Raw genomic sequence first — 14,745 nt, 5'->3', positions numbered from 1 at the left:
TCCTAGAGCCAGCCGGCTGCGACCGCCCCGCGCGTCGCCGCGAGCAGCACGACCAGGAACGCCACGTTGACGACCGTGAACACCCGCAGGAACGCCGCGGTCTCCCCCGGCCGCACGACGGCGTACTGCCGCAGCGTGATCAGGCTCGCCAGCGACGCGATCACCGTGCCGACCCCGCCGACGTTCACGCCGACGAGCAGCTGCGCGTGCTCGGAGGTGAACGGCGCGGCCAGGATCGCGGTGGGCACATTGGACAGCACCTGGCTGCCGAGCGCGCTGACCACGAGCGGGTCGACGGCGAGCAGGTCGCGCAGGGCCGACGCGACGCTCGGGACCCGGGCCAGGCCCTCGGCGGCGACGAAGAAGACCGCCAGGATCCCGATCAGCAGGTAGTCCACCCTCAGCAGCGCCGAGCGGTCGGCGACGAGCAGCACGGCCACGACGCCGAGGCCGGCCCAGGGCGGCAGCAGCCGGAGCACGATCGCGACCGTCACGGCGAAGAGCGCCAGGTAGAGCAGCGTCCGCCCGACCGCGACGCGGTGGGGGAAGGCGACCGGCTCGTGCGGGGTACGCCGTACCGGCAGGCAGGCGAGCACGACCAGCACCGCCGACAGCGCGAACGGCAGCGCCATGATCCGCAGGAAGTCGTCGATCCCGAGCGCGTAGTGCTGGTAGAGGTACAGGTTCTGCGGGCTGCCGAAGGGCGTGATCATCCCGCCCAGGTTGGCCGCGACCGTCTCCATCACGAACACGAACGCCAGCAGGTCGTCGTTGCCGGTCGCGCGCAGCGTGACCGCGGTGAGCGGGAGCATGGTGAGCAGCGCCATGTCGTTGGTGATCAGCATCGACGCGACCAGCGTCGTGCCGACCAGTCCCAGCACCAGCGAGCGGCGCGTGCGCAGCAGCCCGATGATCCGCTCGGCCACCGCGCCGAAGAAGTGCACGCCGTCCAGCGCGCGCACGACCGCGAGCAGGCAGAAGACGCTCGTCAGCGTGATCAGCACGGGCGCGCGCCCCCGGACTCGGGCTCAGGCAGGGGTGACCGCCTCGTCGCGCGCCTCGGCCGCGGCGACGGCGGCCAGCGGGCCGAGGGGCGCGGTCGCGCCGGCCTTGAGCATCCGGCGGAACCGCGCCCGGTTGTACGACGCCGGCTCGGTCGTGGAGATGAAGTCGTCGAGGAGGCGCACGAACTCCTCCGGGTGGTCCTTGTGCGGGAAATGGCCGGCGTCGGCCAGCACGTCCACCCGGACGTCCGGCGCCAGCGCCCCCGCGTTGCGGGCGTGCAGGACCGGGATCACCTGGTCCTCGGCGCCCCACAGCACCGCCATCGGCATCGCCTCGCTGAGGTAGGCGCGGTCGGACATGGTCACGATCTGGCCCCGCCAGTCGATCACCGCGCGCACCAGGTGGCGGATCGCGAACCGGGTGCGCCGGTCCTTCCAGGAGTCGACGATGTCGGCGATCTCGTCGAGGTCGCGGGTGTACTTGCGCAGCGGCCCCACGTCGCCGTACTCCGCCGCGGCACGGAGCGCGAAGGTCTCGGCGTGCCGGATCCCCGGGAGCGTCAGCAGCCCGACGACACGGAACCAGCCGGGCACCTGGATCAGCTTGATCAGCGGCGTCACCTCCGGACCGAGGCCGCCGGTCGAGACGAGCATCACCCGCTGGGTGCGCTCGGGGAACTGGTAGGCGAACTGCATGGCGACGCCGCCGCCGAAGCTGTGGCCGACCACCGTGACCTTGTCGATGCCGAGCACGGTGAGCAGGTCGCGCATCCCGTTGGCGTAGCCGCCGAGCGTGTAGTCGGCCCGCGGCTTGTCCGACAGCCCGTGCCCGAGGAGGTCGGGCGCGATGACCGTGTACTTCTCGGCCAGCTCGTCGATGACCTGCGCCCACGTGGTGTGGTCGCAGGCCAGCCCGTGCAGCAGCAGGACGGCCGGCCCGGTGCCCTTCTTGACGTACGCACGGCGCTTGCCGTGCAGCGTGACGTACTCGACGTCGTCGATCCCCACCGACATCACGCACCCCCTTCGCCGTCGGCTAGCAGAATGCTCACTCCTGCTAGCAATGGTGCACGATTCAACCACGGCCGGCGACGCGCCCGACACCCAGGAGCCGCTTCGGGCGCCGCGCAATAGGCTTGCGCCATGTCCCCCACCGGTACGGCGCAGCGGGCCGAGGCCACCCGTCAGCTCCGCGCCGCCACAGGGTCGCTGAGCACGGCCGCGACGGCCCGGATGGACGCCGACCTGCCCTGGTTCCGCGAGCTCAGCGCCGAGGAGCGCTCGTACGTCGGGATGATCGTGCAGGCCGGCGTCAAGGGCTTCGTGGACTGGTTCGCCGACAGCGGCGGGGCCGACCCGCAGGACGACGCCGTCGTCGGCCAGGTCTTCGGCGCCGCGCCGCGGGCCATGGCCGGCACCGTCGACCTGCACCAGACGGTCGACCTGATCCGGCTCACCATCGACGAGGTCGAGGCCAACATCGAGCGGCTGCTCGACCCCGAGGTGCTGCCCGACGTCCACGCCGCCGTCCTCCGCTACGGCCGCGAGGTCGCCTTCGCGACCGCCGAGGTCTACGCCCGCGCCGCCGAGGTCCGGGGCCGCTGGGACGCCCGGCTCGAGGCGCTCGCGGTCGACGCCGTGCTCCGGGCCGAGACCGACGAGTCGGTCCTGTCCCGGGCCAGCGCCGTCGGCTGGTCCTCCCGCGGCGAGGTCGCGGTCGTCGTCGGCACCGCCCCGCCCGAGGCGTCCGGCGCCCCCACCGGCGTCTTCGAGGACGTGCGCCACGCCGCGAAGGAGCACGGCCTCGACGCGCTCAGCGCCGTCCAGGGCCACCTCCTCGTCGTGATCCTCGGCGGCGTCCACGAGCTCGAGAAGGACGCCAGCACGGTCGTCCACCTCTTCGGCGAGGGCGCCGTCGTCGTCGGCCCGGTGGCCGCCGACCTGGCCCACGCCCACCTGTCCGCCCGGGTCGCGCTCGATGCCCTCCGCGCCGCCGTGGGCTGGCCCGACGCCCCCCGGCCGGTCTCCGCCCACGACCTGCTGCCCGAGCGGATCCTCGCCGGCGACGACCTCGCCCGCCTCGAGGCGGTGGACCACCTCTACCGCCCCCTCGCCGAGTCCCGCGGCGAGCTGGTCGAGACCCTGGTGGCCTACTTCGCCAACGGCGCCGGCATCGAGGCCACCGCCCGCGCGCTGTTCGTGCACGCCAACACGGTCCGCTACCGGCTCGGCCAGATCGCCGACCTCACCGGCCTCACCCCTCGATCCCCGCGACGCGCTCACCCTCCAGCTCGCGCTGGTCCTCGGGCGCCAGGCCGCCTGACGGCCACGGTGCGCGACGCCGCCGACAGCCTCCTGGCCGCCAAGCAGCCCCACACTCAGCGAGGACCGTGCGGTGTCACCCGATAGGCGACACGCTCGGCCCATCCAAGTGGCCGGAAGCGTGTAGCCCGCGCGCAGCGCATCGGGTGGCACCCGCGGTCCGAGCGCAGCGAGGACCGTGCGGTGTCACCCGATAGGCGACACGCTCGGCCCATCCAACTTGTAGGACCCCTACAAGGTCCGGGCACCAAGTTCGTGGAGGGTGCAGGCGCGGTCGCAACCACCCGGACGGCAGGCTGGAGGCGTGCTCGTGATCGTGGCCCCCGGACAAGGCGCGCAGACCCCCGGCTTCCTCACGCCCTGGCTGGAGGACCCGGACGTCGCGGCGTACGTCGACTGGCTCTCCGCCGTCGCGGGCCTCGACCTGGCCCACTACGGCACCGAGGCCGACGAGGACACCATCCGCGACACCAAGATCGCGCAGCCGCTGCTGGTCGCCGCCGGCCTGGTCGCGGCCCGGCAGCTCGCGGCCGTCCCCGACGCGGTGACCGGCCACAGTGTCGGTGAGATCACCGCCGCCGTCGGCGCCGGCGTCCTCACCGCCGAGCAGGCGATGGTCCTGGTCCGCGAGCGCGGCAACGCCATGGCCGACGCCGCCGCCGTCACCCCGACCGGCATGACCGCCGTCCTCGGCGGCGACCGCGACGAGGTGCTCGCGGCGATCGAGGCGCAGGGCCTCACCGCCGCCAACGACAACGGTCCCGGCCAGATCGTCGCCGCCGGTACGACGGACCAGCTGGCCGCCTTCGCCGACGCCGCCCCCAGGGAGCGCGGCTGCGCTCGCTCTCGGTCGCCGGGGCGTTCCACTCCCCCACATGGCGCCCGCCGTCGACCACGTCACGCGCCTGGCCCGGTCGGTCTCGGCCCAGGACGCGCGGACTCCGTTCCTCTCCAACGCCGACGGCGCCGTCGTCCGCGACGGCGGCGACGTGCTGAGCCGGATCGTGGGCCAGATCGCCCGCCCGGTCCGCTGGGACCTGTGCCTGGAGGCCATGACCCGCCTCGGCGTCACCGGCATCCTCGAGCTGCCGCCGGCCGGCACCCTGACCGGCATCGCCAAGCGCTACTTCCGCGGTGGGGACACGACCGTCGAGACCCTCTCGCTCAACACCCCCGACCAGCTCGACGAGGCCCACGCCTTCTGCGAGCGCCACCGCGCCGCCGTCGCTGCCGAGGCGGTGTCGGCATGACGGGCCTGCGGACGGAGAGCGGCCCGTCGTACGCCGCCGTGCTCGGGGTCGGCGCCTACCGGCCGTCGCGGCTGGTGCCCAACTCCGAGATCGTCGACGCGATCGACTCCAGCGACGAGTGGATCCAGCAGCGCTCGGGCATCCGGACCCGCCGCTTCGCGACCGACGACGAGACCGTCGTCTCGATGAGCGTCGCGGCCTCGCAGCAGGCGCTCGAGGCGGCCGGCATCGACGTACAGCAGGTCGACTGCGTCATCGTCGCGACGGTGAGCCACCTCATGCAGACCCCCTCGGCGGCGACCGCGATCGCCCACGAGCTGGGCGCGGACCAGCCGGCCGCCTTCGACATCTCCGCCGCCTGCGCCGGCTTCTGCCACGGCGTCGCCCTCGCCAACGACATGGTCCGCGCCGGCAGTGCCCGCTACGCCCTGGTCATCGGCGTCGAGCGGCTCTCCGACATCACCGACCCGACCGACCGCGGCACCGCGTTCATCTTCGCCGACGGCGCCGGCGCGGTCGTGGTGGGCCCGTCCGAGACGCCCGGCATCGGGCCGGTCGTGTGGGGCTCCGACGGCGAGCACTACGACCACATCCGCTCCCGCCAGGACTGGCGCGACGTGCTCGCCTCCGACGAGCCCCAGATGCCGCACCTGACCATGAAGGGCAACGAGGTCTTCCGCTGGGCCTCCTTCTCCATGGCCAAGGTCGCCCAGCAGGCCCTCGACCGTGCCGGGGTCACCGTCGACCAGCTCGACTGCTTCATCCCGCACCAGGCCAACAACCGGATCACCGACGCGATGGCCCGCTCGCTCCGCCTGCCCGACTCCGTCCGCATCGCCCGCGACATCGTCGACGCGGGCAACACCTCCGCCGCCTCGGTCCCGATGGCGCTGCGGCGGATGATCGACGACGGAGACGCGAGGTCGGGCGACGTGGCCCTCCTCATCGCCTTCGGCGCCGGCCTGGCGTACGCCGCCCAGGTCGTCGTCGTCCCCTGACGGGTCGCCACGGCGGCCCCCACGTATCTGCACCAACCGGCAGCACCCATCAACCACGGGAGAACACGAAGAATGAGCACCGAAGAGATCCGCGCCGCCCTCGCCGAGATCGTCAACGAGGTCGCCGGCATCCCGGCCGACAGCGTGCAGCTGGACAAGTCGTTCAGCGACGACCTGGACGTCGACTCGCTCTCGATGGTCGAGGTCGTCGTCGAGGCCGAGGAGAAGTTCGGCGTCACCATCCCCGACGACGAGGTCAAGAACCTCAAGACCGTCGGCGACGCCGTCGCGTACATCGAGCGCAACCAGGCCGCCTGACCCGCCTGACCCGCCTGACCCGCCTGATCCACCCGACTCACCAGGGAGAACCGTCAGCCATGTCCCGTACTCGTGTCGTCGTCACCGGCCTGGGCACCACCAGCCCGCTCGGCGGCGATGTCGCCAGCACCTGGGAGGGCCTGCTCGCCGGTCGTTCGGGGGTCCGTCCCCTCGGCGACCTGGCTGACGGTCTCCCCGTGACCATCGGCGCCACCGCCGCCGTCGAGCCCACCGAGGTCCTCGACCGGGTCGTCGCCCGCCGGCTCGACCGCTCCTCGCAGTTCGCCCTCGTGGCGGCGCTCGAGGCGTGGGCCGACTCCGGCCTCGACGCCCTCAAGGAGGCCGGGGACCTCGACGGCGACCGCTTCGGCGTCGCCTTCGCCTCGGGCATCGGCGGCGTGCAGACGCTGCTGTCCAACCACGAGGTCCTGCTCGAGAAGGGACCGCGCCGGGTCTCCCCGATCGCCGTCCCCATGCTGATGGCCAACGCCCCGGCCGCGAGCATCAGCCTCCGGCTCGGCGCGCGCGGCCCGGTGAACACGCCGGTGTCAGCGTGCGCGTCGGGCAACGAGGCGGTCTCGCTGGCCGCCGACCAGATCCGGCTCGGCCGCGTCGACGTCGCGGTCGCGGGCGGCACGGAGGCCGCCATCCACCCGCTGCCCATCGCGGCGTTCGCGAACATGATGGCGCTGTCGAAGAACGACGGCGACCCCACCACCGTCTCGCGCCCCTTCGACACCGGCCGCGACGGCTTCGTGCTCGGCGAGGGCGCCGGCGCCCTCGTGCTCGAGTCGCTCGAGCACGCCCAGGCCCGGGGTGCGCGGATCTACGCCGAGGTCCTCGGCACCGGCATCACCGCCGACGCCCACGACATCGCCCAGCCCGACCCGGCCGGTCGCGGCGGCGCCCGCGCCATCCGTGCGGCCGTGCAGGACGCCGGCGTCGCGCCCGCCGACATCGCCCACGTCAACGCCCACGCGACCTCGACCCCCAGGGCGACGTCGCCGAGTCGCTGATGCTGCACGCCGTGCTGGGCTCGGCCGCCGACGACCTGGTCGTCTCGGCGACCAAGTCGATGACCGGTCACCTGCTCGGCGGCGCCGGCGCGCTCGAGGCGGTGGCCACCGTGCTGGCGCTCCACCACCGCACCGCACCGCCGACCATCAACCTCGACGAGCAGGACCCCGCCGTCGAGCTCGACGTCGCGACCAAGCCGCGGGACCTCCCGCTCGGCGACATCGCGGCGATCAACAACTCCTTCGGCTTCGGCGGCGCCAACGTCGCCGTGGTCTTCGGCTCGGTGAGCTGACCCTCCGCAGGGTCGCCCCGACCGCCGCAGCGCGGCCAGCCCGCGCTCCCCGATCCGAGGGCGCTGGACTCCTCCCGGTCCAGCGCCCTCGACTGGGTCCGGGTCCGGCGACTGGGTCCGGCGATGACGTCCGACCGCGGCTCGGTGCCCTCAGGCGAGCTCCCGCACGCCGGACGGCGCGTCCGGGTCGATGGCGAAGGTCGGCCTCGGCGCACGCTTCTCGCCCACCCGCAGGACCCCCGCCTTGCGGCCCAGCCGCATGGCGGCGACCTTGGCCGCGGGCAGCGCTCCGCGCTCGCGGGTCGAGCGCGGCGCCCGCCCCAGCCGGGTCCGGACGTAGTGGTTGGCGGTCCACAGGTGCTCACGGCGCACGGAGTCCGCGGTCCAGTGCTCGGTGGAGAGCGAGACGTTCATGCCGTCGACGTTCTCGACGCGGTGCGGGCTGTTCTGCGGCCACCACGCGACCTGGCCCGGCTCCAGCTCCAGCACGTCGGCCTGCTCGTCGTACCCCCGCTCGTAGGGGAGCTCCTCGTCGGTCGCGCCGGCGACCAGCCGCTCGAGGTCCTCCCGGCTGACGAACCGCTCGGAGCGCGGGTAGACGTAGGCGCGCTTGCACCCGCGGACGTGCCAGAGCAGGTTCGGCTGGTTGTCGGCGTGGTAGTAGACCATCGCGGTCGGCGAGGAGATGAGCAGGGTGGCCTTCACCTCGAGCGGGTCGAAGCCGGACACGAGCTCACGCAGCTCGCCGTAGAGGTCCTCGACCAGGCGGGCGACCTCGGCGTCGTGCCGGTTGATCCCGACCAGGTTGAGCCACAGCCGGCCCCGGGCGACGACCTCGAGCAGCTCCTTGCCCGGCAGGTCGGTCTCCGCCCCGCGCCGCCACTCGTCGCTGCGCTCGGGGTCCTCGCCCATGGTGTAGGGGTGCACGACCGAGCGGGGCAGACGGTCCAGCAGCTCGGCGAGGGAGTCGTCGGTGAACAGGGGCTGCTCGTGCAGCCGGTGGGCGGCACGATGTGGCGCGGAGCCGAAGGCCGCGATGTCGTGGAAGGTCCACGGAAGCAGGTGCGCGTCGGTCACCGGCCGAGGCTAGGCACACCCGATCCGCCGGTCGGACGCTCAGGGCGAGGGATCATCAGGATTGATGATGGTCCCTTCCCCGCGGCGCCTCAGACCACCTGGTGCAGCCAGCGGACGGGCGCACCCTCGCCGGCGTGCCGGAAGGTCTCCAGCTCGTCGTCCCAGGGCTTGCCGAGGAGCTTGTCGATCTCGTTCTCGAGCGTGACCTCGCCGAGCGCGGCCCGGACCACGGAGGCCTTGAGCCGGTCCTCGGGGATCATGATGTCGCCGTGCAGGCCCATCACGGCGTGGAAGACGCCGAGGTCGGGCGTGTAGGAGAACCGGGCGCCCTCGGTCGAGGAGGTCGGCTCCTCGGTCACCTCGAAGCGCAGGTGGTTCCACCCGCGCAGCGCGGAGGCCATCTCGGCCGCCGATCCGACATTGCCGGTCCACGAGAACTCGCAGCGGTAGGTCCCCGACTGCGCCGGCTGCGGCGTCCAGTCCGGGTTGACGGGTACGCCGAGCACGCCGCCCACGGCCCACTCGATGTGCGGGCACAGCGCGGACGGCGCGGAGTGGACGTAGAACACGCCCCTGGTTGCACTCATGCTTCCGGTCACCACGAACCCTCGCTTCCTCCTACCTCCGGCGTGAGATACGCCTTCCCCAGCGGTCTCAACGGAGGTGTCGAGGTGGCGAACGAGTGCGAGCACCGGTCGGCTGCGTGACACCTGTGATGTTGTGTTCCCATTGTGGCCCATGGGACGGCTGGACACCAGTGCAACCCCCGCGTGTCTGGGTCACACCCTGCCGCATTCAGGCGCCGAGCGCGAGCAGCTCGTCCATCACCAGCCTCGCGATGCCGAGGCCGCCGAGGTGGCTCTCGCCGTCGATGGTGGTCATCGTGGCGTCCGGGAGCCGGTCGACGCAGTGCTGCCCGTGCCGGAACGGCACGATGTGGTCGTCGTCGCCGTGCCACCAGCGCACCGGGACGGCGACGTCGGCGAGGCGGAAGCCCCACTCGCGGGTGAAGAGCAGCAGGTCGGCCAGCGGCGCGGAGGTCTGGAAGCGGCTGCCGTTGAGCAGGTCGTCGAGGAACATCGCCTTGAACTCCGGGCGTCCCAGCAGGTTCTTGTCGCCCGGCGGCTGCACGGCGGCGTACAGGTCGAGCGCGGGGCCCGCCAGCGGCTTCACCGTGCGGATCGCCCCGGTCAGGGCCACGCCCAGGGGGACCCGGGTCGCCGCCAGCAGCGGCGCCGCGTGGACCGCGAGCCGGATGACGCCGCCCTCGGCCGCGTCGAGGCCGCGCGTCGGCGCGACACCCCCGAGGACGCCGACCCCGTGGACCCGCTCGGGCAGTGCGGCGCCGGCGGCCAGCGCGTACGGACCGCCGCCGGACAGCCCGATCACCCGCAGGGTGTCCACGGCGAGGGCGTCGAGGAGCAGCGTGAGGTCCGCGGTCCAGTCGAGCACGTCGGGGTAGAGGTGAGGCGTCGACGACCCGATCCCGGGCCGGTCGATGCCGATGATCCGGACCCCGGCCTCCTCGGCGTACGCGCGGGCGTCGACCGGGATCTGCCGCCGGGCACCCGGGGTGCCGTGCATCCACACGATCGCGGGTCCGCGGGGCGAGCCGTACTCCGCGAAGCTGAGCCGGCGCCCGTCCCGTACGGCGACGCTTCCCTCGAGCGTCGGCCGCTTGGGCTGCTCCGGGATGCGGGGTGCCGGGAACGTCATGCGCAGGAGTGTGGCAGGTCCGACACGCCCGGGCGCGGGTGTCCTACGCTTCGGCCATGACCGACGGAGGATCCGTGCCCAGCGCCGCGTCTGCACCGGGCCGCCGCCGGGCCGAGCGCCCCGAGCGCCGGCGTCCGGGCGGGCTCGGCGCCCCCGGATCCCCCGCCCCTCGTTCCAGTCGCGCGGCTGGCGGATCACCGGACTCGTCGTCGCGCTCGCCCTCGTGCTGACCTGGCTGGTCTGGTACGCCCGGACGCCGGACCATCTGCCCGTCTCGGCGAAGGTCGTCAACGCCAACGGCGTCGTGGGAACCCCGCTGTACGTCGGCATGTTCGCCGCGCCCGCGGACCTCGGCCGCACCATCCGGATCTCCGGGGTCAAGGTGCACACCACCAGCGACGTGAAGCTGGAGGTCACCCCGCTCCTGTGCCGCCGTGGCACCATCGGCGTCACCACCCAGCCTGGCCAGTTCTGCGCCGATCTCGTCAACCCGGAGGGTGAGCGTCTGGTCGGCGGCGACTCGATCGTGGTGCGGATCGAGTCGGCGCAGGCCGCGCTGGCGGTCGTCGACCGGGTCCGGATCGCCTACCGCGAGGACATCCGCTGGGGCACCCAGCCGGCCGGCAACCAGCAGGCGATCGTCACGATCGCCGGGCGCCCCTGAGCACGCAGCCGACCGTGGTCCCGCTCAGTCGCGCTCGACCCGCTTCTCCAGCGCCTCGGCCCGCGCCGCGGCATCGGTGATCTCGTCGGCGTCGATCGCGTTCGTCTTGTGGAACCAGGTCAGCGCGTCGTTGAGACGCCCGCCCTCCTCGAGCGTGTCGGCGTAGGCGTACCGCAGCCGCACCACCCAGGACTCCCGGCTCTTGCTGTTGAGCGGCGCGACCTCGAGCGTGCGCAGCGCGGCGTCGAGCTGCCCGAGGTCACGACGGGCGCCCGCCTCGACCAGCGTCATCTCCGCCTTCGCCGCGGGCACGAATCGCGCCACCGACGGGCTCTTGGCGAGCTCGAGCGCGCGCGTCGGGTTCCCCAGCGCCCGGTGGCAGTCCGCCATGATCGGCAGGTACGCCGTGGCGCCGTTCATCCGCTTGGCCGCCCGCAGCTCGGAGAGCGCCTCCGCATAGTGGCCGGCCGCGTAGGCCGCCTCCCCCACGGCCTCCCGCACGACCGCGATCCGAGGCGCCCGCGCCTTGGCGGCCAGGGTGTGCTGATAAGCGGTCTCCGGGTCGTCGTCGACCAGCTGGCCCGCAGCGGCCAGGTGCCGGGCGACGCGGGCCGCGAGCTTCTCCGGCAGGCCCTTGAGGTGGGCCCGCACCGAGGCGCTCAGCTCGGCACCGCTGACGTCCTCGGGGAGCGGCGGGCCGTCGTACACGGCCTGCTGCTCGGTGCGCTCCCGGTCCGTCCGCGGCTTGCGCTCCGCCTCCGTGCGGGGCGCGCGACGCTTGTCCGTCGGCGGCTTCCCCCCGCGCCCGGCCGGCTTGCGGTCGTAGAGCTTGCGAGCGTCGCCGCTCCGGGCGCTCGTACCCTTCCGCGGGGCTCCTCCCTGCCGGGGGCCGCCCTTCCGGGGAGCGCCCGCGCCGTCACGACGGCCACGCTGGTCTGCCACGTCAGTCTCCTGGGACTCGAGATCGCTATTGAGGAATCTAGGTGCGAAACAGGTCGGCAGCGCGCCGAGAGAGCTACGCGACGGCAGCTTGCTGCTGCCCTCATCATCGCACCGGAGGCGCGCTCGACAAAAACAGAGGTAGGGGCCACCTCTGAGGTGGCCCCTACCTGAATGTTTGTCCGGCGGCGTCCTACTCTCCCACAGCCTCTCGGTTGCAGTACCATCGGCGCTGGCAGGCTTAACTTCCGGGTTCGGGATGGGACCGGGTGTTTCCCTGCCGCTATGGCCGCCGTAACTCTATGAACCCTCACCACCGTGTCACCGGATCACTTCACCGGATCACTGTGCGTGGTCACGGTGGTGGTGGGGTTGGTCTTCATGTGGACGCGCAGCACCAAAATTTCATAGTGTGTTTGGTGTTGTGGTGTGTGTTGGGGGTTTGTTGTGGCAAGTCTTCGGCCTATTAGTACCAGTCAGCTTGACCTTACGGTTGTACACTTCTGGCCTATCAACCCCATCATCTCTGGGGGCCTTAACCCAACAAGTGGGTGGGAAACCTCATCTTGAAACGTGCTTCCCGCTTAGATGCGTTCAGCGGTTATCACTTCCGAACGTAGCCAACCAGCCATGCACCTGGCGGTACAACTGGCACACCAGAGGTTCGTCCATCCCGGTCCTCTCGTACTAGGGACAGCCTTTCTCAAGTTTCCTACGCGCGCGGCGGATAGGGACCGAACTGTCTCACGACGTTCTAAACCCAGCTCGCGTGCCGCTTTAATGGGCGAACAGCCCAACCCTTGGGACCTACTCCAGCCCCAGGATGCGACGAGCCGACATCGAGGTGCCAAACCATCCCGTCGATATGGACTCTTGGGGAAGATCAGCCTGTTATCCCCGGGGTACCTTTTATCCGTTGAGCGACCACGCTTCCACTCGCAGTGGCCGGATCACTAGTTCCGACTTTCGTCCCTGCTCGACATGTCTGTCTCACAGTCAAGCTCCCTTGTGCACTTACACTCAACACCTGATTGCCAACCAGGCTGAGGGAACCTTTGAGCGCCTCCGTTACTCTTTAGGAGGCAACCGCCCCAGTTAAACTACCCATCAGGCACTGTCCCTGAACCAGATCATGGCCCAAGGTTAGACATCTAGTACGACCAGAGTGGTATTTCAACGATGACTCCACAACCACTGGCGTGGCCACTTCACAGTCTCCCACCTATCCTACACAAGCCGAACCAAACACCAATGCCAAACTATAGTAAAGGTCCCGGGGTCTTTCCGTCCTGCCGCGCGTAACGAGCATCTTTACTCGTAGTGCAATTTCGCCGAGTCCATGGTTGAGACAGTAGGAAAGTCGTTACTCCATTCGTGCAGGTCGGAACTTACCCGACAAGGAATTTCGCTACCTTAGGATGGTTATAGTTACCACCGCCGTTTACTGGGGCTTAAATTCTCAGCTTCGACAAGACAAGCCTGTCTAACCGGTCCTCTTAACCTTCCAGCACCGGGCAGGAGTCAGTCCGTATACATCGTCTTACAACTTCGCACGGACCTGTGTTTTTAGTAAACAGTCGCTTTCCCCTGGTCTCTGCGGCCCTTCCCGCTTCACCAGCAAGTGGCTACACGTTCCGGGCCCCCTTATCCCTAAGTTACGGGGGCATTTTGCCGAGTTCCTTAACCATGGTTGTCTCGATCGCCTCGGTATTCTCTACCTGATCACCTGAGTCGGTTTCGGGTACGGGCGGCTCATGGCTCGCTAGAGGTTTTTCTCGACAGCATAGGATCACCCACTTCCCCCTACGGGGTCGGCATCACATCTCAGAGACACCACCAAAGGGCGCAGGACCCGGATTTGCCTAGGCCCCCTCCTACATGCTTACCGCCGTCTACCATCGCGGCGGCTGGGCTACCTTCCTGCGTCACCCCATCGCTTGACTACTACCGGATCGGATCCCACGCTCCACACCCACCCCCTCAGTCCGAAGACTTCGGTAGGTGAGGTTTCGGGTGGTTAGCATCACCGAGCTCGTCATGGGCGCCACTTCGCCGGTACGGGAATATCAACCCGTTGTCCATCGACTACGCCTGTCGGCCTCGCCTTAGGTCCCGACTTACCCAGGGCAGATTAGCTTGACCCTGGAACCCTTGATCAATCGGCGCACGGGTTTCTCACCCGTGATTCGCTACTCATGCCTGCATTCTCACTCGTGTCACATCCACACCTACATCACTGTGGCGCTTCACCCGTGACACGACGCTCCCCTACCCAACCCCACCCCTGGACGCACAAGTGCGCCTGGGTCCTGCACTCAAACAGATGGAGTTGCCATGGCTTCGGCGGATGGCTTGAGCCCCGCTACATTGTCGGCGCGGAATCACTTGACCAGTGAGCTATTACGCACTCTTTCAAGGATGGCTGCTTCCAAGCCAACCTCCTGGTTGTCACTGCGACTCCACATCCTTTCCACTTAGCCACCTCTTAGGGGCCTTAGCCGATGGTCTGGGCTGTTTCCCTCTCGACTACGAACCTTATCGCCCGCAGTCTCACTGCCACGCTCTCACTTACCGGCATTCGGAGTTTGGCTAACGTCAGTAACCTGGTAGGGCCCATCGGCTATCCAGTGCTCTACCTCCGGCAAGAAACACGCAACGCTGCACCTAAATGCATTTCGGGGAGAACCAGCTATCACGGAGTTTGATTGGCCTTTCACCCCTATCCACAGGTCATCCCCTCCATTTTCAACTGAAGTGGGTTCGGTCCTCCACGCCGTCTTACCGGCGCTTCAACCTGCCCATGGATAGATCACTCCGCTTCGGGTCTAGAACACGCGACTACCCAATAAATTGGTACGCCCTATTCGGACTCGCTTCGCTACGGCTACCCCACACGGGTTAACCTCGCCACATGCCGCTAACTCGCAGGCTCATTCTTCAAAAGGCACGCCATCACCCACACAACCCCAAAGGGCCACACAAGCTCTGACGGATTGTAGGCACATGGTTTCAGGTACTATTTCACTCCCCGCCAGGGGTACTTTTCACCTTTCCCTCACGGTACTGGTCCGCTATCGGTCATCGAGAAGTATTTAGGCTTAACGGGTGTCCCGCCAGATTCACACACCATTCCAGGAGTAGCGTGTTA

Annotated in this window: 11 protein-coding genes, 2 rRNA genes and 2 pseudogenes (1 of these 15 only partly in view); 7 read left to right on the top strand and 8 right to left on the bottom strand. The window is 69.8% G+C overall.

What is annotated here, in order from left to right:
* Positions 1-2: 2 nt before the first annotated feature.
* Both FIV44_RS26720 and FIV44_RS26715 read right to left on the bottom strand, forming a co-directional pair.
* The gene (locus FIV44_RS26720; protein ID WP_141007098.1) at positions 3-1,004 is read right to left on the bottom strand and encodes an SLC13 family permease; all 1,002 of its coding nucleotides are present in this window, start codon (positions 1,002-1,004) and stop codon (positions 3-5) included.
* A gap of 24 nt (positions 1,005-1,028) precedes the next feature.
* Complete coding sequence (locus tag FIV44_RS26715) at positions 1,029-2,018, bottom strand: alpha/beta fold hydrolase (RefSeq protein ID WP_141007097.1); 990 nt, start codon at positions 2,016-2,018, stop codon at positions 1,029-1,031.
* Positions 2,019-2,147: 129 nt separating this feature from the next.
* On the opposite strand from FIV44_RS26715, the gene FIV44_RS26710 reads away from it, so the two are divergent.
* From FIV44_RS26710 to FIV44_RS26690, 6 genes and pseudogenes are all read left to right on the top strand, one after another.
* A complete protein-coding gene (locus FIV44_RS26710) occupies positions 2,148-3,413 on the top strand; it encodes a PucR family transcriptional regulator (RefSeq protein WP_246086634.1) in 1,266 nt (421 codons plus the stop codon).
* Positions 3,414-3,588: 175 nt separating this feature from the next.
* Positions 3,589-4,083, top strand: a pseudogene (locus FIV44_RS32760) (ACP S-malonyltransferase); the annotation flags it as partial.
* Between the two features lie 118 nt (positions 4,084-4,201).
* Positions 4,202-4,576, top strand: coding sequence for an ACP S-malonyltransferase (locus FIV44_RS32755; protein ID WP_246087082.1), 375 nt, complete (start codon positions 4,202-4,204; stop codon positions 4,574-4,576).
* Positions 4,573-5,574 (top strand): beta-ketoacyl-ACP synthase III, encoded by a 1,002-nt coding sequence (locus tag FIV44_RS26700; RefSeq protein ID WP_141007096.1) that lies wholly within the window; start codon positions 4,573-4,575, stop codon positions 5,572-5,574. The genes FIV44_RS32755 and FIV44_RS26700 overlap by 4 nt, the downstream gene beginning before the upstream one ends.
* Before the next feature lie 72 nt (positions 5,575-5,646).
* Positions 5,647-5,892, top strand: coding sequence for an acyl carrier protein (locus FIV44_RS26695; protein WP_141007095.1), 246 nt, complete (start codon positions 5,647-5,649; stop codon positions 5,890-5,892).
* 59 nt (positions 5,893-5,951) lie between these two features.
* Positions 5,952-7,201: pseudogene (locus FIV44_RS26690) on the top strand (beta-ketoacyl-[acyl-carrier-protein] synthase family protein).
* Positions 7,202-7,351: 150 nt separating this feature from the next.
* Here the strand turns inward: FIV44_RS26690 and FIV44_RS26685 are convergent.
* From FIV44_RS26685 to FIV44_RS26675, 3 genes are all read right to left on the bottom strand, one after another.
* Positions 7,352-8,278, bottom strand: a complete 927-nt coding sequence (locus tag FIV44_RS26685; RefSeq protein ID WP_141007094.1) for a hypothetical protein — start codon at positions 8,276-8,278, stop codon at positions 7,352-7,354.
* Positions 8,279-8,367: 89 nt separating this feature from the next.
* Positions 8,368-8,865, bottom strand: coding sequence for a DUF3145 domain-containing protein (locus FIV44_RS26680; RefSeq protein WP_141007093.1), 498 nt, complete (start codon positions 8,863-8,865; stop codon positions 8,368-8,370).
* Between the two features lie 208 nt (positions 8,866-9,073).
* Complete coding sequence (locus FIV44_RS26675; protein ID WP_141007092.1) at positions 9,074-9,994, bottom strand: alpha/beta fold hydrolase; 921 nt, start codon at positions 9,992-9,994, stop codon at positions 9,074-9,076.
* Between the two features lie 223 nt (positions 9,995-10,217).
* Here FIV44_RS26675 and FIV44_RS26670 point away from each other — a divergent pair, with 223 nt between their 5' ends.
* Entirely contained in the window at positions 10,218-10,658 is a 441-nt protein-coding gene (locus tag FIV44_RS26670) for a hypothetical protein (protein ID WP_141007091.1), read from the top strand.
* Positions 10,659-10,682: 24 nt separating this feature from the next.
* Here FIV44_RS26670 and FIV44_RS26665 read toward each other — a convergent pair whose 3' ends face one another.
* The 3 genes from FIV44_RS26665 to FIV44_RS26655 form a co-directional block, all read right to left on the bottom strand.
* Positions 10,683-11,600 (bottom strand): tetratricopeptide repeat protein, encoded by a 918-nt coding sequence (locus tag FIV44_RS26665; RefSeq protein WP_246086633.1) that lies wholly within the window; start codon positions 11,598-11,600, stop codon positions 10,683-10,685.
* A 177-nt stretch (positions 11,601-11,777) separates the two neighbouring features.
* Positions 11,778-11,894: ribosomal RNA gene (gene rrf, locus FIV44_RS26660) — 5S ribosomal RNA — on the bottom strand.
* 149 nt (positions 11,895-12,043) lie between these two features.
* A 23S ribosomal RNA gene (locus FIV44_RS26655) occupies positions 12,044-14,745 on the bottom strand; it runs 459 nt beyond the window's last position.

This window comes from Nocardioides humi (assembly GCF_006494775.1).
Taxonomy (GTDB): domain Bacteria; phylum Actinomycetota; class Actinomycetes; order Propionibacteriales; family Nocardioidaceae; genus Nocardioides; species Nocardioides humi.
Note: the sequence above shows the minus strand (reverse complement) of the source record. Positions and strands in the feature narration are given on the sequence as shown.